General features: G+C 67.8%; 22 protein-coding genes. 10 read left to right on the top strand and 12 right to left on the bottom strand.

What is annotated here, in order from left to right:
* On the bottom strand, positions 1 to 444 hold the full coding sequence (locus U5798_RS24150) for a heme-binding protein (protein WP_322083452.1): 444 nt from the start codon (positions 442 to 444) through the stop codon (positions 1 to 3).
* Positions 445 to 550: 106 nt separating this feature from the next.
* Here U5798_RS24150 and U5798_RS24145 point away from each other — a divergent pair, with 106 nt between their 5' ends.
* The 4 genes from U5798_RS24145 (at position 551) to U5798_RS24130 (ending at position 6,281) form a co-directional block, all read left to right on the top strand.
* The gene (locus U5798_RS24145; protein ID WP_322083451.1) at positions 551 to 1,465 is read left to right on the top strand and encodes a LysR family transcriptional regulator; all 915 of its coding nucleotides are present in this window, start codon (positions 551 to 553) and stop codon (positions 1,463 to 1,465) included.
* A gap of 76 nt (positions 1,466 to 1,541) precedes the next feature.
* Positions 1,542 to 1,982, top strand: a complete 441-nt coding sequence (locus tag U5798_RS24140) for a hypothetical protein (RefSeq protein WP_322083450.1) — start codon at positions 1,542 to 1,544, stop codon at positions 1,980 to 1,982.
* Between the two features lie 427 nt (positions 1,983 to 2,409).
* Complete coding sequence (gene mprF, locus U5798_RS24135; RefSeq protein WP_124447110.1) at positions 2,410 to 5,004, top strand: bifunctional lysylphosphatidylglycerol flippase/synthetase MprF; 2,595 nt, start codon at positions 2,410 to 2,412, stop codon at positions 5,002 to 5,004.
* Entirely contained in the window at positions 5,001 to 6,281 is a 1,281-nt protein-coding gene (locus U5798_RS24130) for a virulence factor family protein (RefSeq protein ID WP_322083449.1), read from the top strand. The genes mprF and U5798_RS24130 overlap by 4 nt, the downstream gene beginning before the upstream one ends.
* Before the next feature lie 80 nt (positions 6,282 to 6,361).
* Here U5798_RS24130 and U5798_RS24125 read toward each other — a convergent pair whose 3' ends face one another.
* From U5798_RS24125 to uxuA, 6 genes are all read right to left on the bottom strand, one after another.
* Positions 6,362 to 6,799 carry a DUF934 domain-containing protein gene (locus U5798_RS24125; protein WP_124447114.1) on the bottom strand — a complete coding sequence of 146 codons (438 nt, stop codon included), beginning with the start codon at positions 6,797 to 6,799 and terminating at the stop codon, positions 6,362 to 6,364.
* Positions 6,796 to 8,580 (bottom strand): nitrite/sulfite reductase, encoded by a 1,785-nt coding sequence (locus U5798_RS24120; RefSeq protein WP_124447116.1) that lies wholly within the window; start codon positions 8,578 to 8,580, stop codon positions 6,796 to 6,798. The genes U5798_RS24125 and U5798_RS24120 overlap by 4 nt, the downstream gene beginning before the upstream one ends.
* A gap of 201 nt (positions 8,581 to 8,781) precedes the next feature.
* Positions 8,782 to 9,177, bottom strand: a complete 396-nt coding sequence (locus tag U5798_RS24115; RefSeq protein ID WP_322083448.1) for a hypothetical protein — start codon at positions 9,175 to 9,177, stop codon at positions 8,782 to 8,784.
* 92 nt (positions 9,178 to 9,269) lie between these two features.
* Positions 9,270 to 10,715 (bottom strand): PLP-dependent aminotransferase family protein, encoded by a 1,446-nt coding sequence (locus tag U5798_RS24110; RefSeq protein ID WP_322083447.1) that lies wholly within the window; start codon positions 10,713 to 10,715, stop codon positions 9,270 to 9,272.
* Positions 10,716 to 10,846: 131 nt separating this feature from the next.
* Positions 10,847 to 12,157 carry an MFS transporter gene (locus tag U5798_RS24105; protein ID WP_322083446.1) on the bottom strand — a complete coding sequence of 437 codons (1,311 nt, stop codon included), beginning with the start codon at positions 12,155 to 12,157 and terminating at the stop codon, positions 10,847 to 10,849.
* Between the two features lie 71 nt (positions 12,158 to 12,228).
* Positions 12,229 to 13,290, bottom strand: a complete 1,062-nt coding sequence (gene uxuA / locus U5798_RS24100; protein ID WP_322083445.1) for a mannonate dehydratase — start codon at positions 13,288 to 13,290, stop codon at positions 12,229 to 12,231.
* Between the two features lie 267 nt (positions 13,291 to 13,557).
* Between uxuA and U5798_RS24095 the strand changes: the two genes are divergently transcribed.
* The 3 genes from U5798_RS24095 to U5798_RS24085 all read left to right on the top strand — a co-directional run bounded on the left by U5798_RS24095 (position 13,558) and on the right by U5798_RS24085 (position 17,343).
* Entirely contained in the window at positions 13,558 to 14,280 is a 723-nt protein-coding gene (locus tag U5798_RS24095; protein WP_124447126.1) for a FadR/GntR family transcriptional regulator, read from the top strand.
* 160 nt (positions 14,281 to 14,440) lie between these two features.
* A complete protein-coding gene (locus U5798_RS24090) occupies positions 14,441 to 15,571 on the top strand; it encodes an extracellular solute-binding protein (RefSeq protein ID WP_124447128.1) in 1,131 nt (376 codons plus the stop codon).
* Entirely contained in the window at positions 15,568 to 17,343 is a 1,776-nt protein-coding gene (locus U5798_RS24085; RefSeq protein ID WP_322083444.1) for a GGDEF domain-containing protein, read from the top strand. Before U5798_RS24090 ends, U5798_RS24085 begins: the two co-directional genes overlap by 4 nt.
* A gap of 99 nt (positions 17,344 to 17,442) precedes the next feature.
* Here the strand turns inward: U5798_RS24085 and U5798_RS24080 are convergent, their stop codons facing one another.
* The 3 genes from U5798_RS24080 to U5798_RS24070 all read right to left on the bottom strand — a co-directional run bounded on the left by U5798_RS24080 (position 17,443) and on the right by U5798_RS24070 (position 19,648).
* The gene (locus U5798_RS24080; RefSeq protein ID WP_124447132.1) at positions 17,443 to 17,742 is read right to left on the bottom strand and encodes a DUF4148 domain-containing protein; all 300 of its coding nucleotides are present in this window, start codon (positions 17,740 to 17,742) and stop codon (positions 17,443 to 17,445) included.
* Between the two features lie 280 nt (positions 17,743 to 18,022).
* Positions 18,023 to 18,277 carry a hypothetical protein gene (locus tag U5798_RS24075; protein WP_027791787.1) on the bottom strand — a complete coding sequence of 85 codons (255 nt, stop codon included), beginning with the start codon at positions 18,275 to 18,277 and terminating at the stop codon, positions 18,023 to 18,025.
* Positions 18,278 to 18,328: 51 nt separating this feature from the next.
* The gene (locus tag U5798_RS24070; protein ID WP_322083443.1) at positions 18,329 to 19,648 is read right to left on the bottom strand and encodes a D-serine ammonia-lyase; all 1,320 of its coding nucleotides are present in this window, start codon (positions 19,646 to 19,648) and stop codon (positions 18,329 to 18,331) included.
* A gap of 103 nt (positions 19,649 to 19,751) precedes the next feature.
* Between U5798_RS24070 and U5798_RS24065 the strand changes: the two genes are divergently transcribed.
* Entirely contained in the window at positions 19,752 to 20,708 is a 957-nt protein-coding gene (locus U5798_RS24065; protein WP_322083490.1) for a LysR substrate-binding domain-containing protein, read from the top strand.
* 367 nt (positions 20,709 to 21,075) lie between these two features.
* Here U5798_RS24065 and U5798_RS24060 read toward each other — a convergent pair whose 3' ends face one another.
* Entirely contained in the window at positions 21,076 to 21,924 is an 849-nt protein-coding gene (locus U5798_RS24060) for a sulfite exporter TauE/SafE family protein (protein WP_322083442.1), read from the bottom strand.
* 382 nt (positions 21,925 to 22,306) lie between these two features.
* Here U5798_RS24060 and U5798_RS24055 point away from each other — a divergent pair, with 382 nt between their 5' ends.
* Positions 22,307 to 23,221, top strand: a complete 915-nt coding sequence (locus U5798_RS24055; protein WP_322083441.1) for a LysR family transcriptional regulator — start codon at positions 22,307 to 22,309, stop codon at positions 23,219 to 23,221.
* 99 nt (positions 23,222 to 23,320) lie between these two features.
* Entirely contained in the window at positions 23,321 to 23,953 is a 633-nt protein-coding gene (locus U5798_RS24050) for a LysE family translocator (protein WP_322083440.1), read from the top strand.
* Between the two features lie 70 nt (positions 23,954 to 24,023).
* Here the strand turns inward: U5798_RS24050 and yddG are convergent, their stop codons facing one another.
* Positions 24,024 to 24,968, bottom strand: a complete 945-nt coding sequence (gene yddG, locus U5798_RS24045) for an aromatic amino acid DMT transporter YddG (protein ID WP_148092899.1) — start codon at positions 24,966 to 24,968, stop codon at positions 24,024 to 24,026.
* Positions 24,969 to 25,114: the final 146 nt, after the last annotated feature.

The following is a 25,114-nucleotide window of genomic DNA, read 5'->3' as shown; positions in this document are numbered from 1 at the left end:
TTACCTTGTGGAGTGAAGGGTTGCCTGAAAATGGTCGCGGCAGTGCTGCGCGATCGCGGTGTCTTCGTCGACGCTGCCGCCCGAGATGCCGATCGCGCCGACGCAGCGCCCGTCGCCGTCGACGAGCGGCTCGCCGCCGCCGAACGTGACGAGCCCGCCGTGACTGTGTTCGATGCCGCGCAGCGGACCGTCGCCCGACATCGCGCCGAGCGCGCCGGTCGACGCGCGAAAGCGGACGGCCGTCAGCGCCTTGCGCTGCGCGAGATCGATCGCGCCGAGAAAACAGTCGTCGGTGCGCACGAACGCGAGCAGGTTCGCGCCGGCATCGACGACGGCGATCGCGACGCCGGCCACCTGCAGCGATGCGGCATGCGCGAGCGCCGCGTCGATCGTGCTGCGGGCGACGGCGAGCGGCACGGGGCATGCAGCGGTGAGCGGGTTCATGTGAGGCTCCGAGGGGACGACAGCGCCAGTGTAGGCAGTTGCGGTATATGGGAGAATCCGCATTCCGCTCGAAGCAGTTTCAAGTTTTTTTAATGATGGACGGACGATGAGCAGACGCGATCCAATGGCCGGGCTGCACGTGTTCATGACCGTCGCGACGGCCGGCAACTTCACGCGCGCCGCCGCCGCGCTCGGCCTGACGCCGGCAGCCGTCAGCCTGGCGATCGGGCAACTCGAGGGCGAACTCAACGTGAAGCTGTTCAACCGCAGCACGCGCGGCGTGAGCCTCACGGAAGCCGGCCAGCGCTACTGGCGGCAGACCGAACCCGCGTACCGGCAGGTCAGGCAGGCACGCGACGAACTGAAGGATGCGCGCAGCGAGCCGAACGGGCTGCTGCGCGTGACCGCGCTGCCGCTCGCGCGCTTGCTCGTGATCGCGCCGGTGCTCGCCACGTTCCGCGAGCGCTATCCGAAAGTCCGGCTCGAAATTCGCTACGAGAACGAGCTCGTCGACATCGCAAAGGATGGCTTCGACGCGGGGATTCGCCTGGCCGACCGATTGCAGCCGGGCATGATCGGCGTTCGGATCGCGCCTGCGCTGACGTGTGCGCTGGTCGCGTCTCCGGCCTATCTTGCGCGGCACGGCACGCCCGAGTCGATCGCCGCGCTCGCGCGGCATGCGTGCATCCGTTTCCGGTTTTCGGAGAGCGGACGCCTGCACAAATGGCTGCTGCACGACGGGCGACGCGACGTCGATCTCGATCCGGACGGCGTGTTCGTGACGAACGACGACGATGCGGTGATCGACGCGGCGCGCGCCGGTGTCGGCATCGCGTTCGCGTTCGTACGCGAGCGGATCGAGCAGGACCTGCGCGACGGCACGCTCGTCGAGGTGCTGCCCGGTGCGTGCCGGACGCTGCCGCCGATGTGGCTTTACTACGTGAATCGCAAACACGTGCCGGCCAAGCTGCGCGCGTTCATCGACGTGCTGCGCGAGCGCGACGGCGCGGACGTGCCGTAATCGCATCGGCCGGCTGCAGCGATGGCGCTGGCGGTGCATGATGGCGGCTCCAGCCACGAAGCCATGGAGTCGCGTCATGACGGCATCCCCGCATTTCCCGATTCGAACCCTTGTGATTGCCGCGGCGCTGGCCGGCGCCGCGATCTGCAGCGCACCAGCCATCGGCCAGACCCAGACGTCGACCCTGCCGGCCGGCTCGGCGGCTGCGACGCCTGACAACGCAATATTGCTGACGGTTTTCCTGAAACACGACCAGTCGCGCCCGCTTGCCGAGCTGAATGCGCAACTCGCGAAGCAGGGGTTCTACAAGGCGTTTCCGCCGCCGGGCGTCGAAGTGGTGAGCTGGACCGTGACGATGGGGATCGGGCAGATCGTCGTGCTGCGGCTGCCGGCGTCGCGGCTGCGCGAAGTCAATCGCGTGCTCGAGGATACGGCGTGGGGGGCTTACAGAACGGAGTTCTATCCGACGTACGACTACAAGGCGATCGCGTTGGGGGAGCGTGAGCGGAGAAAGTGAGGCGAGCCGAGTGTCTCTGCACTGATGAAGTGCGCGGACGGGCGCCCCGGATCAACCCGTCCCCATTCCCGAAACACCCCGCGCCAACCCGTGTTCATCCTCGCCCGCCGGGCGTCGTCCGGCAGATTTCTCCCAAATGCATCGCAAGTCATTCATCTGATGAAAAAACCGCCGCGGTTCCCGGTATGATGCGCACCTTGCGTTCGTTGGACGCTGTTTCTTTATGCGTTTTTGATGTGCGAGAAACCACAAATCGGCACAAAGCCGACGTGAAAGATTCTGTAATATAAATTCCGTATACTTGAAAGTTCTGATCCAGGCGCTGCCAGCCTTGCCTTTCGGCCGGCCGCCCACGCAGAACAACCAGATTCGTCGCCGCCTGGCTCTCTTGCGCCGCGACACGCTATGCACCACCACTGAACAACTTATGTCTTCCCGCCACTCAGGTTCGCCCGGCCGTGCCGCGGCGGTGATCGCCCGTGCCCGGGCGTTGATCCGCAACGAGCGCGTGCTGTCGCCGCTGCTCGCGCTCGGTATCGGCCTGCTGCTGATCGTGGTCTTCCAGCATCTGTCGGAATCCGTCGACTACCGGTCGGTGATCCGCGAGTTGCGTCACATGTCCGTCGGCGAGTGGGGCGCATCGCTGGCCGCGACGGCCCTCAGCTATCTCGCACTCGTCGCCCGTGACGCGGTCGGCCTGCGCTATGTCGCCGCGAAGGTGCCGCGCGTCGCGTTGTGGATCGGCGCGATCGCCGGTTCCGCGCTCGGCAACGCAACCGGCTTCGGCGCGCTGACGGGCGGCGCGGTTCGCGCCCGCGTGTACGGCGTGTCGGGCGTCACGCCCGCGCAGATCGGCCGGATGACGGTGTTCACGAGCGGTACGCTGGCGCTGGCGATGGTGCTGATGACGGCGGTCGGCATGGTCTGCGTGCCCGAGGCGCTCGCCGCGATGCTGCACGTCGCGCCCGGCGTGCTCACGTGGGGCGGCGCCGCGCTGCTCGTGGTGCTGGCCGCGATGGTCGTGATGTGCGGCAACACCGCGCGCCCGGTCGTCACGCGCTTCAAGTGGCTGTCGTTCGACGTGCCCGCGCGGCGCGATCTCGTCGCGCAGGTCGTCTACGCGGTGCTCGACGTCGTCGCCGCGGGCCTGACGCTGTGGGTGCTGCTGCCGGCCGCACCGGTCGGCTTTCCGACCTTCATCACCGTCTACGCGGCCGCGCTGCTGCTCGGGATGATCGGCCATACGCCGGGCGGAATCGGCGTGTTCGAAGCCGCGATGGTGTTCACGCTCGGCCGCGAAGTGCCCGCGCACGCGATGGTCGCCGCGCTGATCGCCTATCGCGCGATCTATTTCGGCGTGCCGCTCGTGCTGTCGGCCGGCCTGCTGGCCGGCTTCGAGGGCCGCGCGCTGCGGCGCCGGCTCGTCACGCGGCAGGCCGTGCGCGTGTCGCAGCTCGCACCGGTGTTCCTGAGCCTCGTGACGTTCGCGGTCGGCGGGATGCTGGTGATCTCGAGCGCGACGCCCGCGTTCTGGCACCGGATCGCGATCCTGCGCCATATCGTGCCGTTGTGGGTGCTTGAAGGCTCGCAGGTGATTTGCAGCGTGCTCGGCGTCGCGCTGCTGTTCGTCGCGCGCGGGCTGCTGCGGCGGCTCGACGGCGCGTGGTGGATGACCTTCGCGTTGACGCTCGCGAGCCTCGCGCTGTCGCTCGCGAAGGGCCTCGCGTTCGTCGAGGCCGGCGTGCTCGGCACGCTGCTCGTGCTGCTGCTCGTCAGCCGCCGCCGTTTCAACCGCCATTCGTCGCTGCTCGCGGAGCGCTTCACGGTGAGCTGGTTCGTGTCGGTGACGATGGTGCTGATACTGGCCGTATGGGTGCTGTTCTTCGCGTTCCGCGATGTGCCGTACACGCGCGAACTGTGGTCGCATTTCTCGTTCGATGCGCGCGCGCCGCGGGCGCTGCGCGCGACGCTCGCATCCGGCGTGTTCGTCGCACTGTTCGCGCTGTGGCAATTGCTGCGTCCGGCGCCCGGCCGCTTCGTGAAGCCCGTGCCGCAGGACCTGTTCGACGCCGAACGGATCATTCGCGCGCAGGAGTGCAGCGATGCGGGCCTCGCGCTGATGGGCGACAAGTCGTTCCTGTTCTCGGAATCGCGCCAGGCGTTCCTGATGTACGCGAAGAACGGCCGCACGTGGGCCGCACTGCATGACCCGGTCGGGCCGCGCGAGGAGTGGCCGGCGCTGATCAGCAAGTTCATCGCGCTCGCGCACGCGCACAGCGGCCGCGCGGCGTTCTACCAGGTGCGGGCGAATGCGCTGCCGCTGTATCTCGACGCGGGCCTCACGCTGATGAAGCTCGGCGAGGAAGCGCATATCGCGCTCGACCAGTTCGACCTGAAGGGTTCGAACCGGTCGCACCTGCGCTACGCGCTGCGCCGCGGCGACAAGGACGCGCTGACGGTCGAGGTGATCGCGCCGGGCGACGTGCCGGCCGCGCTGCCGGCGCTGCGCGACATCTCGGACGGCTGGCTCGACAGCCGCGATGCACGGGAGAAGAGCTTCTCGGTGGCCGCGTTCCACGACGGCTATCTCGCGACGCAGTCGGTGATGCTCGTGCGCCAGGCCGACAAGCCGATCGCGTTCGTCACGTTCATGACGACCGACCTCAATACCGAGGCGACGGTCGGCGTGATGCGCCATCTGCCGGACGCGTCGCCGTACGCGATGGAGTATCTGTTTACGCAGCTCGCGCTGCATCTGAAGGAAGCGGGTTTCCGCAAGCTGAGCCTGGGTATCGCGCCGTTCTCGGGGATGGGGGCGGCGAAGATGCCGTCGCCGTTGCACCGGATCGGGCTGATGGTCTGGCGCTTCGGCGGCCGCTTCTACAACTTCCGCGGCTTGCGCGCATTCAAGAGCAAGTTCGAACCGCACTGGGAGCCGCGTTACCTCGCAGCCTCGGGCACGGTCGGCGTGTTCGTCACGCTCGCGGATCTGTCATTGCTGGCTGGAGGTCGGCGCTCATGAGTTTGAAGAAGGGAATCGCGCGGGCGGCAGCCGCCTGCGCGGGAATGATGCTGGCCGGCGCCGCGTGCGCCACGCAGCCGGCCGCTGTGAAAGCCGAAACCGTGTCGGGCGGCCGCTATGGGCCCGTCACCGTAACCCGGCCGAGCGGGCCGCTGCGCGGATTCGTCGTGCTGTTCTCGCGCGAGGCCGGCTGGAATGCCGCCGATCAGCAGGCGGCCGATGCGCTGGCGAAAGCCGGGGCGATGACGGTCGGCGTCGATTCCGAGCGTTACGCGATGAATCTCGCGGCGAAGCAGGAGACCTGCCACCACCTCGACGGCGACGCCGAGGCGGTCAGCCACCAGCTCGAACGTCTCGCGCAGTCGTCGCGCTACTTCACGCCGATCGTCGCGGGCGTGGGCCAGGGCGGTGCGATCGCGAAGCAGATCCTGTCGATGGCGCCGGAGAACACGATCGCCGGCGTCGTATCGGTCGGCCCGGCCGCGAAGCTCGATCCGCGCTTCAAGCCGTGCCCGCCCGATCCGACGATCGTGCGCCGCGCGATGCCGGGCTTCGTCGAAACGGCGGCCGCGGGCGACAACACGAAGCTCGTGCCGCTCGTGACGGCGCACCTGCGCGACACCAGCAGCAATGCCGAACTCGACGTGTCGGACCTGCCGCTCGTCGAGCTGCCGGCCAAGGGCGGCAGCGACCGGCTGGCGATCGTGATCTCGGGCGACGGCGGCTGGCGCGATCTCGACAAGACGATCGCCGAGGCGCTGCAGCGCGACGGCGTGTCGGTGGTCGGCATCGACAGCCTGCGCTATTTCTGGAGCGAGAAGCCGCCTGCGCAGGTGAGCCACGATCTCGCACGCGTGATGCGCACGTACGCGGCGCGCTGGCATGCGAGCCGCGTGGCGCTGGTCGGCTACTCGTTCGGCGCGGACGTGATGCCGTTCGCGTACAACCGGCTGCCGGCCGACCTGCGTGACAAGGTCGTGGTGATGTCGCTGCTCGGCTTCGCACCGGCCGCCGATTTCCAGATCCGCGTGACGGGCTGGCTCGGCATGCCCGCGAGCGAGAATGCGCTGAAGGTCGCGCCTGAAATCGCGAAGGTGCCGCCGCCGCTCGTGCAGTGCTTCTATGGCGCGGAAGAGAAGGACACGATGTGCCCGGCGCTCGCGAACACGGGCGCCGACGTGATCAAGACGCAGGGCGATCACCACTTCGGCCGCGACTACATCGCGCTCGAGAAGAAGATCCTCGGCGCGTTCGGCAAGCCGGTGGCGGCACGCTGAACGCCGGCGCCCGCGTCAGCGGCGGGCACCGGCCGGATTGCTTCCGGTGCTTTGTACGGGCGGCCAGCGTGCCGCCCGTTTCATTTTCCGGCCGGCGCTGCCGCGTTCTGCGGCGGCGTGACCGTTCTCGCATCGCGTTGATAGAAACCCGGAAACCGGTCGAGTTGTCGCCGTGCGGCCACGATGTCGGTATCGTCGCCGAGCACGGCGCTCGAGAACCCCGTGCGTTCCATCAGCAGCAACTGGTCGACCAGCACTTCGCCGGTCGCGCGCAGGTCACCCGTGAAACCGTAGCGCTTGCGCAGCAGGTACGCCTGGCTGTACGCGCGGCCGTCGGTGAACGACGGAAACTGCAGGTCGATGCGCGCGGCACGAGCGATCCGAGACGCGAGCGGCGGCAATTCTTCGTCGTTGCCGATCATCAGCGTCGTGTCGTCGTGCAGCGGCGTGTCGCCGGCGTGTTCGGCCGGCGTCAGCAGGCGGATGCGTGCGTGTGCGTTGGACGTTTCCTGGTTCATGCGTGCTCCGCCGAGTGGCGCGCGTCGTTCGCGGCGGCCTTGAAGGGTTCCGCGCCGATGCGGCGCACCGTGTCGATGAATCGTTCGCTGCGGCCGTTCGTATCGATCCGCGCGTCGAGGTATGCATTGACGATCGCGTCGACGACATCGACGATCTCGTCAGCCGCGAATGACGGGCCGATGACCTTGCCCGGCCGCGCGGGGCCGCTCGCGGCCGAGCCGTCCGACCCGCCGAGCGTGACCTGGTACCACTCCGCGCCGTCCTTGTCGACGCCGAGGATGCCGAGGTGGCCGCTGTGATGATGCCCGCACGAATTGATGCAGCCGCTGATGTGCAGGTCGATGTCGCCGATGTCGTGCAGCAGGTCGAGATCCTGGAAACGCTCGGTGATCGCGTCGGCGATCGGGATCGAGCGCGCGTTCGCGAGCGCGCAGAAATCGCCGCCCGGGCACGCGATCATGTCAGTCAGCAGCCCGACGTTCGCGCTCGCGAGCCCGATCGCACGGGCGTTCTCCCACAGCAGGAACAGGTCGTCGACGTGCACCCACGGCAGCACGACGTTCTGCGTGTGCGTGACGCGCGCCTCGCCGGCCGAGAAGCGGTCGGCGAGATCGGCGAGCGCGTCGAGCTGGTCCGGCGATGCGTCGCCGGGGGCCTGCAGGCGGCGCTTGAACGACAGCGTGACGATGCGCAGCGCCGGATCGCGATGTTCGGCGACGTTGCGCGCGAGCCAGCGTGTGAATGCCGGATGGCGGGCCGCCTGCGCGGACACGCGCGCATCCGCATCGGACATGTCGAGCGTGCGCGGCTTGAGCCGTGGCGGGACGAACGACGCGGCGATGCGGTCGAACTCGGCCTGCGGGATCGTGTGCGGGCCGCCGTCGAGGTCGACGATCTGGCGGAACTCTTCCTCGACGTCGTCGATATAGCGCTGCCCCTCGGTCTTCACGAGGATCTTGATGCGCGCCTTGTACTTGTTGTCGCGGCGCCCGTAGCGGTTGTACACGCGGACGATCGCCTCGATGTAGTTCATTGCGTGCTGCCACGGTAGGAACGCGCGCAGCAGCGTAGCGATCATCGGCGTGCGGCCCATCCCGCCGCCGACACTGACGCGAAAGCCGAGTTCGCCTGCGTCGTTGCGCACGAGCCGCAACCCGACGTCGTGCCAGTCGGTCGCCGCGCGGTCTTCGGTGGCACCGGTGATCGCGATCTTGAACTTGCGCGGCAGGAACGCGAATTCGGGGTGCAGCGTCGTCCACTGGCGCATCACTTCGGCGAACGGGCGCGGATCGGCGATTTCGTCCGGCGCGACGCCCGCGCGCTCGTCGCACGAAATATTGCGGATGCAGTTGCCGCTCGTCTGGATGCCGTGCATGTCGACGGTCGCGAGCAGGTCCATCACGTCGGCCGCTTTCGCGAGCGGAATCCAGTTGAACTGCACGTTGGTGCGCGTCGTGAAGTGCGCGCTGCGGGTCGGCAGGCGCAATGTGCCGAGCAGCGCCTGTGCGTCGCGCGCGGCGCGGTAGGTGGCGTCGTCGGGCACGTCGTAGTCGCGCGCGATCCGCGCGAGCACGCGAAGCTGCGCGCTCGACAGTTCGCCGTACGGCACGGCGACGCGCAGCATCGGCGCGTGGCGCTGCACATACCAGCCGTTCTGCAGCCGCAGCGGCCGGAACGCGTCTTCGCTGAGCGTGCCGTGCTGCCAGCGCTCGAGCTGGTCGCGGAACTGGGCGGCGCGGCTGTGCACGAGCGCCCGGTCGAAATCGGTATATCGGTACATGACGTGATACGCGAGAGGAGCCGTGGCGCGGAGCGTGCGGCTCGGGACAGACGTTGCGACGGGTGTCAGGCAACCGGAGACAGCGTAGGGAACGCGGTGCGGCGGGACAAGCAGCAGATGGGGACGAAAAGGGCGCAGCAGATGGCCGGCGTGACGCCGACGTGGGCCGGGCATGCGTGCGGGCATGCCCGGGGCGGGCGTTTATACGGCGGCGTCGACGACGAGCGCCGGATCGAGCGTGCGGATGCGCTGGTCGATGAAGTAACCGCCGCCTTCCTGGTAGCGCAGGAACAGGCGCCCGCACGAGCGGCAGCGGTTGACGGTGCAGCGGTTGTACGGGAAATGGCGCAGTGCGATCGGTGCGTCGTCCGACGCGTAGTGCGTGCCGGCCGGTTGATGTTCGGCGTAGGTCGGCTCCGTCTCGTCGGGCGGCGCGAGCGTGGCGACTTCGGTCAGTTGCGCGTCCTGCAGCGACAGTGGCAGGGTCGTCCATCCGGCGAGCGGCGTTTTCGTGCAGATGCACGACTGCGTGATGTGCGCGGCTTCAGCAGTCAGTTTCAACAGCGCGTCGTGATCGAGGTAGGGCAGTTGACTCATGGGCAATCGTGAAGGGCGGCGGGATCAGCACTGTAACCCGCGTGCGGATTGCGCGCATCACCGTGACGCAGGCGGTGCGCGCCGGGTGAGATTCAACCGCCCTTGCGGACCGACGGCTGCGCGACCAGCTCGCCGAGCACGCGGATCGCGCGCTCGATGTCGCGGCTCCACGGATGGCCGAAGTTCACGCGCACGCAGCGCTCGAAGCCGTGCGCTGCCGAAAACAGCGGCCCCGGCGCGAAGCTGATCCCGCGTGCGATCGCCTGGCGATGCAGTTCCATCGCGTCGATCGCGTCGGGAAACGCGAGCCACAGGAAGTAGCCGCCGTCGGGCCGCACCCATTCGACGCCGGGCGGCAGCCAGCGCCGCAGCGCGTCGTCCATCCGGTCGAGCTGCGCGTGCAACGCGCCGCGCAGCTTGCGCAGATGGCGGTCGTAGCCGCCGTGCTCGAGATAGTTCGCGATGCCGGCCTGAGCGGGAATGCTCGCCGACAGCGTCGTCATCAGCTTGAGCCGCTGCACCTTCTCGGCGAAGCGGCCGGCGGCGGCCCAGCCGATCCGGTAGCCGGGCGCAAGCGTCTTGGAGAACGAACTGCAGTGCATCACGAGGCCGTGTCGATCGAACGCACGTGCGGGCAGCGGATAGTCGGGGCCGAAATGCAGCTCGCCGTACACGTCGTCCTCGATCAGCGGCACCTCGCGCGCCGCGAGCAGCTCGACGAGCGCACGTTTCTTGTCGGCGGACAGCGTGACGCCGGTCGGATTCTGGAAATTGGTCATGAACCAGCACGCGCGGATGTCGTGCCGGTCGAGTGCGTTTGCAAGCGCATCGAGATCGAGGCCCGTGCGCGGATCGACGGGAATCTCGACCGCGCGCAGGTCGAGCCGTTCGATCGCCTGCAGTGCGGCATAGAAGCCGGGCGCTTCGACCGCGACGACGTCGCCGGGCCGCGTGACGGCCATCAGGCACAGGTTCAGCGCTTCGAGCGCGCCGTTCGTGACGACGATCTCGTCGATCGGCTGCGAGATGCCGGTGGCGAGATAGCGTCGCGCGATCTGCTGGCGCAGCGCCTCGTTGCCGGGCGGCAGGTCGACGACCGTGCTCCACGGGCTCACGAGCCGCGTAGCCTGCGCGAGCGACTTCGCCAGCCGCGGCAGCGGAAACAGTTGAGGCGCGGGGAATGCGGAGCCGAGCGGCACGATGCCGGGCTGCGTGGCGGCATCGAGAACGGAGAACACGAGGCTGCTGATGTCGACCTTGCGCGTGGCGCCGGCGCGGCTCGCGCGGCGCTTCGCGGCGGGCCCCGGCTCCGGCTCCGGCTCCGGCCTGGCGCCCGGCGCGACGTAGTAGCCCGAGCGTTCGCGTGCGCGGATCAACCCCCACTGTTCGAGCAGGTAATACGCGCGAAACACCGTGGACTGGCTCACGCCGTGTTGCGCGATGATCTGCCGCAGCGACGGCAGGCGCGTGCCGACCGCGAGGTTGCCGTTGCGGATTTCTTCGGCGATCGTGTGGGCGAGGGTTTCGTAGCGTTTCATCGGCGTGGGCGGAGCGCACCGTCTCCACGCGCGGGCCGGAGCGGCGCCGCGCGGGCGAGGCGCGGGACATTGTCCGACGGGCGGCCCGAAAAGGAAAGCGCGGGGGCCGGCGGCCGCGCGTTCCCGAAGCGTCAGGCCGCGTTCGGCGCCGCATTCCGCCCGTTCGCACCGCCACGCAGCGGCGGCAGCGGCTCGACCTTGCCGACGATGAACAGGTACGACAGCGCGCCCACCACGCACAGTGCGCCGGCCACCGCGAGCGGCACCGCGAACGAGCCTTTCGTGATCGACAGCATCACGCCCGTGAAGGTCGTGATGAAGATCCCCGCGAGATTGCCCGCGAAGTTCTGGATGCCGCCGATCGACGCGACGTGCGCGGGCGTCGGCGCGATTTCGCCGACGAGCGTCCACACGTTGGCGCCCGCGAACGACAGGCTCGCATACGCGAGTGCGAACAGCGCGAGGCACGCCCATACGTTTTCGACGAACGCCGACAGCGCGATCGACGACGACAGCAGCATCCCGAGCACGAGGCAGGTCTTGCGCGCAGCGGTGGCGCTCCAGCCGCGGCGGAACAGGCTGTCCGACACGTAGCCGCCGAGCCAGCCGCCGGGAATCGCGAGCAGCGCGGGCAGCATGCCCCACGTGCCGAGCGACGCGAGCGAGAAGCCGCGCGACTGCAGAAGGTAGCTCGGGAACCACGTGATGAAGAAGTAGATCGCGAAGTTCAGGCAGAACAGGCCGATCATCATGCCCCACACGGTGCGGTAGCGGAACAGGTCGAGCCACGACACCTTCGGGCCATCGGTTGCGGCCGCAACGGCCGGTGCGCCGCGTTGCGCGAGCAGCGCATCGACGGCATCGGGTGCGATCGCGCGGTAGCGTTCCGGGTCGCGATAGACGAACCACCACGCGAGTGCCCACACGATGCCGATGCCGCCCGTGATCACGAACGATCCGCGCCAGCCGACGATCGAGATCAGCCACGCGACGAGCGGCAGCGACAGCGCGGAGCCGACGCGCGAGCCGCTGTCGAAGATGCTGCTCGCGAGCCCGCGTTCGCTGCGCGGGAACCAGTTGAACGCGACCTTCGCGAACGACGGGATCGCGGCTGCTTCGCCGACGCCGAGCATCAGCCGCACGCCGACGAGTTGCGCGAGGCCGCGCGCGGCGCCCGTCGCGACGGTGAACACCGACCACCAGCAGACGGCCAGCGCGAGGCTCACGCGCACGCCGACCTTGTCGATGAACCAGCCGGCCGGCAATTGCAGGAACGCATAGGTCCAGAAGAACGCGCTCAGCACGAGCCCCATGCCGACCGCGTCGAGGCCGAGGTCGGCGCGGATGCTGGGCGCCGCGATCGCGAGGTTCGCGCGGTCGATGAAGTTGATGACGTTGGCCAGGAAGCACATCAGGATCATGGCCCATCGGATGCGTGGCATGCGGTGTCTCCGTGCGGAATGTCGTGACGGGCGGCCGGCGATCCGCAGCGCCGGCCGCCTCGATGGGCGGATCAGCGTGACGCGTGCGCGGTGGTGTCGAACTTCGCGAGTGCTTCCCACAGGCCGTTCAGGTAGACCGCGCCGAGCGCGCGGTCGTACAGGCCGTAGCCGGGCTTGCCCGTTTCGCCCCAGATCATGCGGCCGTGGTCGGGGCGCACGTAGCCGGTGAAGCCGGTGTCGTGGTACGCCTTCACGATCGCGGCGATGTCGAGCGAGCCGCAGCTCGACAGGTGCGCGGTTTCCTCGAAATCGCCGTTCGCGTCGACCTTCACGTTGCGGATGTGCGCGAAGTGGATGCGGCCCATCGCGCCGAACTCGCGTACCAGTGCTTCGACGTCGTTCTGCGGACCCGCGCCGAGCGAGCCCGAACACAGCGTCAGCCCGTTCGCGGGCGTATCGACGATGCGCAGGATCCGCGCGAGATCGTCGCGGTTCTTCACGATGCGCGGCAGCCCGAAGATCGGGCGCGGCGGGTCGTCCGGGTGGATCGCCATCTTCACGCCGGCTTCCTCGGCGACGGGGATGATCGCCTTCAGGAAGTACTCGAGGTTGGCCCACAGCGTGGCTTCGTCGACGTCGCGATAGTCGGCGAGCAGCGCCTGCAGCTGTTCGGGCCGGTAGCTCGAATCCCAGCCGGGCAGTGCGATGCCGTCGTTCGGATCGATCCGGTCGACCGCGTCGGTGCTGAACGCCAGGCAGGTCGAGCCATCGTCGAGCGTCTTCGACAGCTCGGTGCGCGTCCAGTCGAACACGGGCATGAAGTTGTAGCAGACGACGCGGATGCCGGCCGCGCCGAGATGGCGGATCGTCTGCCGGTAATGGTCGATCAGGCGGTCGCGGTCCGGCTTGCCGAGCTTGATGTCCTCGTGCACGGGCACCGATTCGACGACTTCGAACTGCAGGCCGGCGCGCTCGATCGTCGCCTTCAGCGCATCGATCTTGTGCACGGGCCAGACTTCGCCCACCGGTTCGTCGTAGATCGCGGACACGATATGCGTGACGCCCGGGATCTGGCGGATGTATTGCAGCGAGACCGGATCGGACTCGCCGTACCAACGGAAAGACATCTTCACTGGAGCGGCTCCTGGCTGGCGGTTCATGCGCGGACGACCGGGCGACAGCGTGCCGGCCCGTCGTCGGTGTTCGGATTATGATTGGTATGCCAGTTGTGCGGGATAGTGGTTTACCAGTTGTCTGATTCCCGTGCGCGAGACATGACGCTTCGGTGACTGCCCGTCAAGATTGGCCGACAGGACGAATCGGAGATGGGCCGAAATTGGTGTACCATTTTGGCGATCCGGTGCCGCGAAGGCACCAGCCAGCCCGTTGCGAGCCTTTCGATGACCGATCTTTCCAGCCTGCCCGCCAGCCGCGACACCGACGCCGCGGACCGCTCCTATATCGGCCTGGCGCGGCAGATTCACGCGATGGTGGCCGCCGGCGCGTTCGAGGCCGGCGCGCGACTGCCGTCGGAGCGCAGCCTGGCCGACCAGTTCGGCGTCAGCCGCACGCAGGTGCGCGAGGCGATCATCGCGCTCGAGGTGCAGGGGATCGTCGAAGTGCGGATCGGCTCGGGCATCTACGTGTCGGCGGCCGATGCCGCGCGGCCGGTCACGTTCGAGGTACCGCGCGGCCCGGGGCCGATCGAGACGCTGCGCGCGCGCGGGCTGATCGAGGCGGAAGTCGCGGCGCTCGCGGCGACCGAACGCAAGGACGCCGATCTCGACCGCCTGTTCTTCTCGCTGACGACGATGCGCGAGCAGATGGACGACAAGGCCGCGTACGACGCGGCCGATCGCCAGTTTCATCTGCGGATTGCCGAGTCGACCGGCAACACGGTGCTGCTGCACATGGTCACGGCGATGTGGGACTGCGCGCGCAGCGATCCGCTGTGGGACAAGATCGAGGAGCATTTCCACTCGACCGCGCTGCGCGAGGCGTCGCAGGAGGATCACCAGCGAATCTTCGCGGCGATCATGGCGCGTGACGCAACCGGCGCGCGCGACGCGATGCGTGCGCACCTGTCGCGCGTGATCGCCGAGTTCACGCAGGCCTGGCGCTGACGTTCGTTGTCGCGGCCCGAAGCGGGCCGGTGCAACTTGCCGCATTCATCCGCCGGTGCCGGCGACCCTGCATGCTGCGTGCGGCTTCTTCCGATTGCGCGACCGTACGATTTATGGTCTCGTTGCGTGATATCGCATCGACTCGAAAAAGGACAGTCGAATGCAGCCGGGCGATTCATACGGGGTCCGATTGATCAGGGGAATCGGTGCGCGCATGCGTGCCCGCGGAGCCGTGCGCAGGCAGCTCGTCATACTGACAATCGGCTTGCTGGCGCCCGTCCTGCCGGCTTTCGCCGCCTCTCCCGAAACCGTCAACGACAACGTGCTGCGCGTGCTCGCATGGCCCGGCTATGCCGACGGCGACGTCGTCAGCGCGTTCGAGACGCAGTTCCACGCGCACGTCGAAGTGACGTTCGTCGATTCCGACGAAGCGTTGTGGTCGCGCATGCACAGCGCGTCGCCGCCGGCGTACGACGTGCTGGCCGCGAACACGGCCGAGATCCAGCGCTATGCACACGAACGGCTGCTTGCGCCGATCGACCTCTCGCGCATCCCGAACCGGCGGCGGCAGTTGCCGAACTTCCAGCAGCTCGCGGCGATCGGCGGGCTCATGCAGGACGGCGCGACCTACGCGATCCCGTTCACGTATTCGTCGATGGGGCTGATCTACGACCGCAAGCAGGTACCGGCGGCGCCGCGCTCGATGCGCGAGCTGTGGAATCCGCGCTATCGCGGCAAGGTGCTCGACTTCAACAGCGCGCAGCACAATTTCTCGTTCACCGCGCTCGCGCTCGGCTATTCCGATCCGTTTCGGCTGTCGTCCGCGCAGACGCTCGCGGTCGCGCGCAAGCTGATCGACCTGCGCCGCAACCTGCTGACGTACTACACGCTTCCCGAAGAGGCGACCGCGCTGTTCGTCCAGCATCGCGCGGCGCTGATGTTCGGCAACTACGGCACGCAGCAGGTCGAGCTGCTGCGGCGTGCGGGCGCGGACGTCGGCTACGTGATCCCGGAAGAAGGCGCGCTCGCGTGGCTCGACTGCTGGGCCGTCACGCGCGGCGCGCAACGCCCCGAGCTTGCATTCGCATGGATCAACTACATGCTCGAACCGGCGATCGGCGCGCTGCTGACCGAGCGCCAGGGGCTCGCGAATACGCTCGAGCCGCGCTCGGGCCTCGACACCGGGCACCAGCATCTCGTGTGGCTCCAGCCGGTCGAGGACATCGCGCGCCGCGAATCGTTGTGGAGCCGCATCGTGTCGGGCGACCGGCCGGAGCGGTTCGGAAAATGATCCGGCTCGGGCTCACGTCGAAGCTGTCCGTGCTGTTCGCCTGCATCGGCGTGATCGCGTCCGGCACGACCGGCTACTACGCGTATCGCGCCAACCGCGCGATGCTCGTGCAGGAAGCGCAGCATAGCCTGCTGATGTCGACGCAACTGCTCGGGCAGCGCTTCACGACCGTGCTGTCGGACGTTGCCGACGATGCGCTCGTGCTCGCGCAGTTGCCGTCGTCCGCGTTCGTGGCCGGCGGCGACAATCCGGACATCGCGCGACGCACGCGACTCGAGCAGGTCTATCACAGCTTCATGAGAAATCATCCGGAATACCTGCAGATCCGGCTGATCGCGAGCGGGCATTTCGGGATCGAACGCATTCGTGTCTATCGCGATGCGCGCGGCATCGTCGTGCTGCCCGAAAGCGCATTCCAGGAGAAAGGGCAGTTTTCCTACGTATTCGATACGCTCGCGACGGCGCCCGGCCATATCTACCTGTCGCCGATCGTGATCAACCACGAGACGGGGTCGCACGCGGCCGAAGGGCTGCCGATCCTGCGCGTGGGCACGCCCGTCGTCGACACGTCGGGCCGCACGGTCGGCGCGCTCGTCGTCGACGTCGAGCTGTCGCGCGTGTTCGACCGGCTCGAGCGCGACCTGCCGGAAGACTATGCGGTCTATCTCGCGAACGAATGGGGCGACTTCCTCGTGCATCCCGATCCGGCGCAGACGTTCGGTTTCGATCGCGGCCGGCGCGTGCTGATGCAGGATCGCTTCACCGCCACGCGCGCATTGTTCGACAACGCGCGAGCGAACGTGACGCTCAATGGTCTCGCGCAGCCCGACGAGGCGCCGGGCCAGATGTTCGCGTTCGCGCGCACGCCGTTCGGGCACGACGAGGGCAACCGCTTCGTCGTGCTCGGCATGGCGCGTCCGCTCGCGGACGTGCTCGCGCCGGCCGGCGTGCTCGGCGAGCGGATCGTCCGGATGGTGCTCGTGTCGAGCCTGCTGGCGGTGATTCTCGCGATCCTGTTCGCGCGTGCGATCACGCGGCCGTTGCAGACGCTGGCGCGTGCCGCGACGCACGTGTTCGACGATTCGACCGTCGAGCGGCTGCCGATCGCGCGCGCCGACGAGATCGGCGTGCTCGCGCGCTGTTTCGACAGCATGCGGGTCGAGATCCGCACGCAGGTCGCGATGCTGCGTGCGAAGCAGCAGGAGCTCACGCATCTCGCCGGCCACGACCCGCTGACCGCGTTGCCGAACCGGCTGCTGTTCATGGAGCATCTCGATGCGGCGATCCGGCATGCGGCGGCGGTGCGCGAAGGGCTGGCCGTGATGTTCGTCGATCTCGACCGCTTCAAGCAGATCAACGACCAGCACGGGCACTCGGCCGGCGACCGCACGCTCGTCGCGGTCGCGAAGCGGCTGAGCCATGTGCTGCGCAGCGGCGACATGGTCGCGCGGCTCGGCGGCGATGAATTCGTCGTGCTGATCGTGGACGTGCGTTCGCCGGCGGTGATCGGCGACGTCGCGTCGCGCATCCAGATCGTGATGGCCGAGGAGCTGGAGTTCGGCGAGCGGCGTATGGCGGTCGGCGCCAGCATCGGCGTCAGCGAATTTCCGGCCGACGGCGCGTCGGCCGAGGAACTGCTCGTCAAGGCCGATGCGGCGATGTACGCGGCGAAGGCGTCCGCGCAATGTGCATGCGTGCGTTATCAGGATCTGGTCCGCGGTGGTGTCGCGACGGATGAAGGCGACCGGGTCGCATCGGGCGGCAGCCGCTGACGATCTGCCGGCAACGCACGCGTTGCAAACGCGACGAGCCCGTCATGGACGGGCTCGCTGCATGGCCGGACCGCGCGTGAGGCGCGCGGAGCGGCAGGCTTAGTGGCCGAAGTAGACCGAGTCGTGTGCGCTTTGCGGCTTCACGACCGGTGCGCCGCCTTCGACGGTTGCGGCCGGTTGTGCACCGTAGCCGGTGTTGTCGGCACCGCGCACGCGGGCTTGGGCGGCCTGGATGTCGGCGGGGTAGTACGGGCTCGACAGGCCCGGCTTGTAGCCGGCGTTTTCAAGCTGGACGAGTTCGTTGCGCACCTGGGCGCGGGTCACGGTGCTTTGGGCGAATGCGCCGAACGAGGCGGACAGGGCAACAGCGGCAACGACTGCGGAAACGAGCGATTTCATGATGACCTCCGATGTTTGTTGGCTTTCCGCGTTCGACACCATGTCGTCAGCGGTTGATTACATCGTAGGCGCCGGTCGACTTAGGGTAAACGTGAGTTTCAGCGAAAGATCGTTGCTGTAGAGGCAATAATTCCGCGGCAAATGTCTTCCGTCCCCATTGTGTATTGCCGGATTTGCAACGGAACGGTGGTGGGCGCGCCGCGCGGATGGCGCGCACGGGCGGGCTCCCGACGGTAGCGGGAAGCGGGGACGGAAGCGGGCGGGTGGCGGGGAGGCCGGATCAGACGTCGTCGTCGATTTCCTTGCGCTCCCGGCGTTCCTCGTTGCCGCGGCGCGCGCGCAGGCGCTGCCGCGACAGCACGGCAATCACCTGCTGGGTCGGCGCGCCGGACGGCAGTTCGTTGCGGATGCGATCGGGCACCATCGGCAGGCCCGCACGCTGCCGGCGCAGCGCCTTGGCGATTGCCCGGCGGCATTCGTCCCCGTGGCAATCCCATTCATCGCGGATTCTCTGGCAATAACGGCATTGTTCCATCGGGACAGTCTAACCGGTCTTCGGGAACGAAGCAGGGCGCCGGGCGGAAGGTCATGCACCGGGCCCGGCGAGCGCCTCCGCATGAGACTGGAAGCGGCGGTGTTCTTCCGGCGGAACGAGCGAGCCGCCGGTTGCCCAGATGACGTGCGTGGACGCATGCATGTCGATCGCGTGGCGCCGCAGGTAGTCCCTGCCGGCCGGTGACCGCGCCAGCCAGCCCGGCCCGCCGACGGCGGCTGCGGCCGACGGCTCCAGTTCTATCCCCGTCGCGCGTCGAACCGCGAGCAATTGCGCGTAGAGCTGCGCGTCGCTGACCGTGAAGACGCCCGACAACTGCGACGCCATCAACGGGCTGACCAGATGCGACGCCTGCGCAACGGCCAGGCCATCGGCCTCGGTCCGGTTGTCGAGCCCGATGTCGTAGACGGACACCGGGCTGCCTGCACCGGCGGCGAGCTGGACGAGCATGCACGGCGCCGCGACGGGTTCGGCGAAAAAGCAATGCACGTGTTCGCCGAACAGCGCCTTGAGCCCATACGTGATGCCGCCCGGTGCGCCGCCGACGCCGCACGGGAGATGGACGAAGAGCGGATGCGCGGCATCCACGCGGCGGCCCGATCCGGCAAGCTGCGCGGCGAGATGCCGGGCACTCGCCGCGTAGCCGAGGAACAGCATCAGCGAGCCTTCGTCGTCGACGAAGTGGCAGCGCGGTCGATCGCGCGATTGCGCCCGACCGGCCGCGACGGCCTGCGCGTAATCTCCGTCGTGCTCGACCACGCGGACGCCGCGTTTTCGCAGGCGCGCCTTCTTCCACGGTTTCGCATCGGTCGACATGTGGACGACCGACTCGAACCCCAGCGCGGCGGCCATCACGCCGATGCTCAAGCCGAGATTGCCGGTGCTGCCCACGACGACGGTATGCGTGGCGAACAGCGTGCGTGCGGCCGCCGACGCGAGGATCCGCCGGTCGCCCGTGGGGGCGAGCAGCCCGTGGTCGATCGCGATCGACTCGGCGAGCGCGAGCACTTCATGAAAGCCGCCGCGCGCCTTGATCGAACCGGCGACCGGCAATGCGTCGTCGCGCTTGATGAACCAGGCGCCGTGCGCGTCGTCCGCGTGCGGCAACGCGCGCCGCAACGCGTCCGCCGGCATCAGCGGCGATTCGATTTTTCCCGCGGTGGCCGCGAGTTCCGGAAACAGCTCGGCCATCAGCGGCTCGCAGCGCGCCAGCCGCGCTTCGGCCGCCGCGATGGCGTCGAACGAAGGCGCACCGTGCGGCAACGGGCTGCCGGCAGCGGGGTTCAGCCACAGCAGCGGGTGGCGGGATTGCAGTCTGGCTAATAGATCGACAGGTTGAAGCGGAGCGGTCACGGATCGGCCTTGGGTTCGTTGAGCGGAATTCAGAGCTGAAATGCTACGATTCCGCGCAACTGCGCAAAAGCGCCGATTTCTAATCAATGCGTTAGCTGGACTTATACAAATGCGACTGGACGGATCGATTCTCGGTGCGCTGTTCTGTTTTGAAACGGCCGGCCGGCTGTTGAGCTTCACGAAGACGGCGCAGGCGTTCAACCTGACGCAAAGCGCCGTGAGCCAGCAGATCCGGAATCTGGAGGAGCGGCTGGGTTATCCGCTGTTCGTGCGTCAGGCGCGCGGGTTGAGGCTGACGGAGAAGGGCGCGACCCTGCTCGCGACGATGTCGAGCGCATTCGGCGAGATCCATCGCACGCTCCAGACGCTTGGCATGTCGGATGCGCCGCTGCAAGTCAGTTGCCTGCCGTCGTTTGCGTTGCAGTGGCTGATGCCGCGCCTGACCGAATTTCACCGGCAGCAGCCCGACGTGTCGGTGCGTGTGCAGGCCGAATTCCAGGTGCTGGACCGTCATGCGATGGAGACCGGCGACATCGACGTGGCCGTGCGCTACGACCCGGTGCAATACGGCCGGCTGCATGCGGAAGCCGTTCTCGACGAAACCCTGTTTCCGGTCGCCACGCCGGCGTATCTGGCCCGGCATCCTGCGTTCGCCGGCGGGGAATCTCCGGACGGCGTCGTGTTGCTGCACGACGCCGCGCCGTGGGCCGGCGCGCCCGAGTTCGTCGAGTGGCGTACGTGGCTGGAGGCCGTCCGGCCAGCGTGGATCGCGCATCTGGACGGCCCTCAGTTCAACTTTTCCAGCCTGGCGATCACGGCCGCGTTGAACCATCAAGGCGTCGCGATGGGGCGCGCTGCGCTCGTGCATGACGAGATTGCGAGCGGGCGGCTGGTCGATGTGTTCGGCGTGCACGTGCGTGCGCCGGCGCGCTACGTGCTGCTGTCACGCAACCCGGACGATCCTCGAACCGCCGCCTTTTCGGGCTGGCTCAAGGCCGAGTGCGCGCGCTTCGGCGAAGCCTGGGCGCGCGTGATGTCGAACACGGCGCGATCTGCGTGATCGTTGTTGCCGGACGGCTGGATCGGAGTGCGAAGCAACAGGGTCGAAGCACGGCCGCAAACTACAGTTTCCGGTCCATCGCCATACGGATGGCTTGCGCGCGGACGGAGCCGGTCGCCTCACCTGAGCGACCAGATGCCCCAGATCGCGATCAACAGGCCAAGGCCGAGCCCGCAGCCCAGCAACACATAGGTTTCCATTTCGTGCCTCTGAAAACGTGGCAGCGCCGATGTCGGCATCAGTGCGCGAACCGTAAAGTCGGCAGCGTATCGTCGGCGTCGACGGCCGGAGCGCTACGCCGGGTCCGCGCATACTACGCGTTGCAGCTTTCAGAACCCATGCGTGCTCGGTGACGGCGCACCGCCGGCTATTTTCCGGCTGCGTGTGTGCCGTCGATCTGCGCAGCGTGCGGGCCGCCGTGCTGGAACACGCCCGATTTCCAGATCATCTGCGACGCCGCGACGAGCACGAACAGCAGGACGACCATCCGGAAGATTTTCGGCGACATCCTGTCACGCAGCGGGCGCACCAACCACATGCCGGCGAGGGCCGGCAGGCTGGCTGCCGCCGAGATCGCCAGGTCCGCGCCGCTTGCATGCGCGGCGCCGCTGAACGTCGTGATCAGCGTGACGATCGACACCACGAGGATGATCGCGATCTGCTTCGTGAACACGCGCCCGGTCGCGCCGGACGAAATCAGGTAGGTCGCGAGCAGCGGCCCGGGAACCGACGCGATGCTTTCCATCAGTGCCGCGCCGAAGCCGAGCGCGAACCCGACGGGCTTTTGCCATGCTTCCGGCAGGTTGAGTTTCGGTGCGGCGAGCATCAGCGCCGCGGCCACGATCAGCAGTGCGCCGGATGCCGCCTGCGCATGGCCGGGATTGAGCGACAGCAGGATCGCGACGCCGACGATATTGCCGATCACGGTGCCCGCGATCGGCGCGGCGATCTTCCGGGCCGTCGCCAGCACCTGGCCGCCTTCCAGCGCCTGCGGAATGTTGCCGAGGATGATCGGCATCGACAGCAGCAGCACCGCGTGCCGGATCGGCAGGAACTGGCTGAGGATCGGCATCGCGATCAGCGGCACGCCGATTCCGGTGATGCCCTTGGCCATGCCGCCCAGCAGCAACGCAATGGCGATGCCGGCCAGGTCGAGCACCGTGAGCGCCTGCAGGCTGGAAACCAGCACACCTTCAGTCAGATTGAAATGAATCATGGAGCGGCCTGTCGCGGCAGATCCGGCAGCGAGCGCTGTCGGTCGAACCCGTTGCGGTCGCGTGCGTTTCGCACGCATTCGTTCTTGTCTGGCATGAACCGGTCATGCGATCGCATGGCACCGCCTCGTGTGCGGCCGGCGGGCGCGCGGCTCCGGTCCGGGCCGGCAGGTCGTGCCGGCAAGCATGAGCAACGCGGTGGCGTGGTTCAACATCGATTGTCGACCGCCGGCCGGTGCGCATGCAAGGGCGCGGCGGATCGAGCGTGCATCTTACCTGAGCGATGCGGACACGGCGTTTCATGCGATGGTGTCGATTCAATATAATTCATGACGGCTTGCCGCGTCATGCGGCGAATACATGCCATCGACACAAGGAAATCCGATGACGCTTGCCCAGTTGCAGGCCCTCGCGGCCGTAGTCGAACTCGGTTCGCTGACGGCGGCTGCCGACCGGCTCAGCCGCAGCCAGTCCGCGATCAGTCACGCGCTGACCGAGCTGGAGGACATCACGCAGGTCAAGCTGCTGTGGCGTGACCGGCAGCCGGTCGTCCTGACGGCGGCGGGCGAACGCCTGTGGCCGTACGTCCAGAGTGTCGTTCGTGAAGCGCAGATGCTGCGCCAGCAGTTCAGCCTGTCGCGCGGGAAGCTCGAAGGGCGGCTGGTGGTCGCGTCGTTGCCGAGCGTGTCGCTGGCGTTCGTCGTCCCCGCGCTCGAGGCGTTGAAGGCGCTGCACGAGGGCGTATCGGCGGTGCTGCTCGAAGGCACGGACAGCGAAGTCGAAGGGTGGATCGACGACGGGACCGCCGACATCGGCGTGGTGGCCGGCACGAAGACGTTCGCGCACAACCTGCCGCTGCTCGACGAGGATTTCGTCGCCGTGGCGGCGGACGGGATGTTCGCCGGCCGCAAGAGCGTGTCGGCCAGGCAGTTGTCCGCGGCGCCGTTCATTTTTTCGAAGGGCGGGTGCGGGCCGGTGATCGCGGATTACTTCGCGCGCGGCGGCGCGCCGCTGCAGGCGGCGTTCAACGTGGTCGAGATGCGCACCATCCTGTCGATGGCGGAGGCCGGCATGGGCGTATCGATCGTGCCGCGCATCACGCTCACGTATACGCCGTTCGGCGGCCGCGTACTGGAACTGTCGCCGCGGCTGCATCGTTCCGTGCGGCTGGCGTGGAATACGGCCGGCAACGCGGTAGCCGATGAATTCGTGAGGCTCGTCGACGCACAGCGAGCGAAGGCGGGGAAGGCGATCCACGCACGCACAAAGCGGGCAGGTAGCAAGCAGGCGGCACGATGAACGGCGTTCATGGGTGACTTGCAATTTATTCATGCTGACGATGCCCGGAATGCAATACATTGATCGGACCTCATTCCCGTCGCCCCGAAGGAGATTGCCGTGCCGGCCTTGCCTACCCTGTTTGCGTTCGGACTCGTAGCGCTCGGCATGGTGCTGACGCCTGGACCGAACATGATCTACCTGGTGTCGCGTTCGATCTGCCAGGGCCGCCGTGCCGGGCTCGTGTCGCTCGGCGGCGTCGCGCTGGGCTTCGTGTTCTACATGGTGTGTGCGGCGCTGGGCATTACCGCGCTGGTGATGACCGTGCCGTATGCATACGATGCGCTGCGCTTTGCCGGCGCGCTGTATCTGGCCTACCTGGCGTGGCAGGCGCTGAAGCCCGGCGGCCGCTCCGCGTTCCAGGTCCGGCAGTTGCCGCACGACAGCCGCGTCAGGCTGTTCGCGATGGGGTTCGTCACGAACCTGGCGAACCCGAAGATCGCGGTGATGTATCTGTCGCTGTTGCCGCAGTTCATTTCGCCGGGCCACGGCAGCGTGCTCGCGCAATCGCTGGTGCTGGGCTGCGTGCAGATCGCGGTGAGCGTCGGCGTGAACGCGCTGATCGCGTGCATGGCCGGTTCCATCGCGGGCTTTCTGGCGGGCCGGCCGTTCTGGGCGTCGGTTCAGCGCTGGTTGATGGGCACCGTATTGGCCGGGCTGGCCGTGCGTATCGCGCTGGAGTCGCAACGCTAGAACACGGTGGCCGGCGCCCGGGAGAGCGGCCGGCAGCAAGCCGGCCTTGCGTCGACAGCTTCGGGCAACGTCACCCGTTGCAATTGCCTTCGGCCGCTTTGCCGACGCGAACGGGCGCGGCCTTGGCCTGGCGCCGGCTGCGCGTCGAGAGCCAGCACAGGATCGACCCGCCGCACACCATCGATGCGCCTTGCCAGAATTCGACCGACAGCGGCGCATGCAGCAGCGTCGCGGCGAACGCGGCGGCGAGCACCGGCGTGAAGTACGACGCGCCGACGATGACCGTCACGTTGCCGTGCATGATGCCGGTGTTCCAGGCCGCATAGCCGAACCCCAGCGCCGACGCCGCCAGCACGAGATACAGGACCGCGTGAAAGCTGAACGTCATGCCGCCGCCGCCTTCGATCGCGAACTTGATCCAGAGCGCCGCGGCGACCAGCATGAAGAACGGCGTGACGCCGTTCTTGCCGTCGGCGAGGCGTGCGGTGACCGTGCAATAGCCGGCCCAGATCAGCGCGCCGATGAACGCGAGGCCATAGCTCAGCGGGTTGTCCGCGACGTTGCGGAGCATGCCGGCCGGATCGAGGCCGCGGTCGCCGCCGAGCACCCAGCAGATGCCGAGCATCGACAGCAGGACGCCCGGCACGACCAGCAGGTTTGCCCGCTGCTTGTTGAACACGATGGCGGCGACCAGCGTGAGGCTCGGCCACAGATAGTTGACCATTGCGACTTCGATCGCCTGCTGCCCGTTGCTCGCATAGCCGATCGACAGCGCGAGGCACAGTTCGTACGACACGAACAGCAGGCCGCCCCAGAGCAGATAGCTTCTCGGGAACCTGCTCAGGTCGGGGAAGCCGACCGAAAACAGCAGCAGCACGGACGCCACCGTATAGATCATCGCGGCGCCGCCGGTCGCGCCGAGACTTTCGCTGACGCCGCGTACGAGCGCGACCACCGAGGCCCATAACAGCACCGCGCCGAGCCCGGCGAGCGTTGCCTTGTTCTTGCGTTTCATGCTTCCTGCCTGCTTCGACATGCCGATTCGATTGCGGATGATACGAGGCCGTTCGCGCGTGCTGCTGTCGCGAGCGGAAATGCGATGGAGTGATTTCGCCGGAAGCGCGCATTTTAACGGGGCGAAGCCGTTGCAGCGATCCGGCC

The sequence above is a fragment of the Burkholderia sp. BCC1972 genome (genome assembly GCF_905339605.1).
Taxonomy (GTDB): Bacteria; Pseudomonadota; Gammaproteobacteria; order Burkholderiales; family Burkholderiaceae; genus Burkholderia.
Note: the sequence above shows the minus strand (reverse complement) of the source record. Positions and strands in the feature narration are given on the sequence as shown.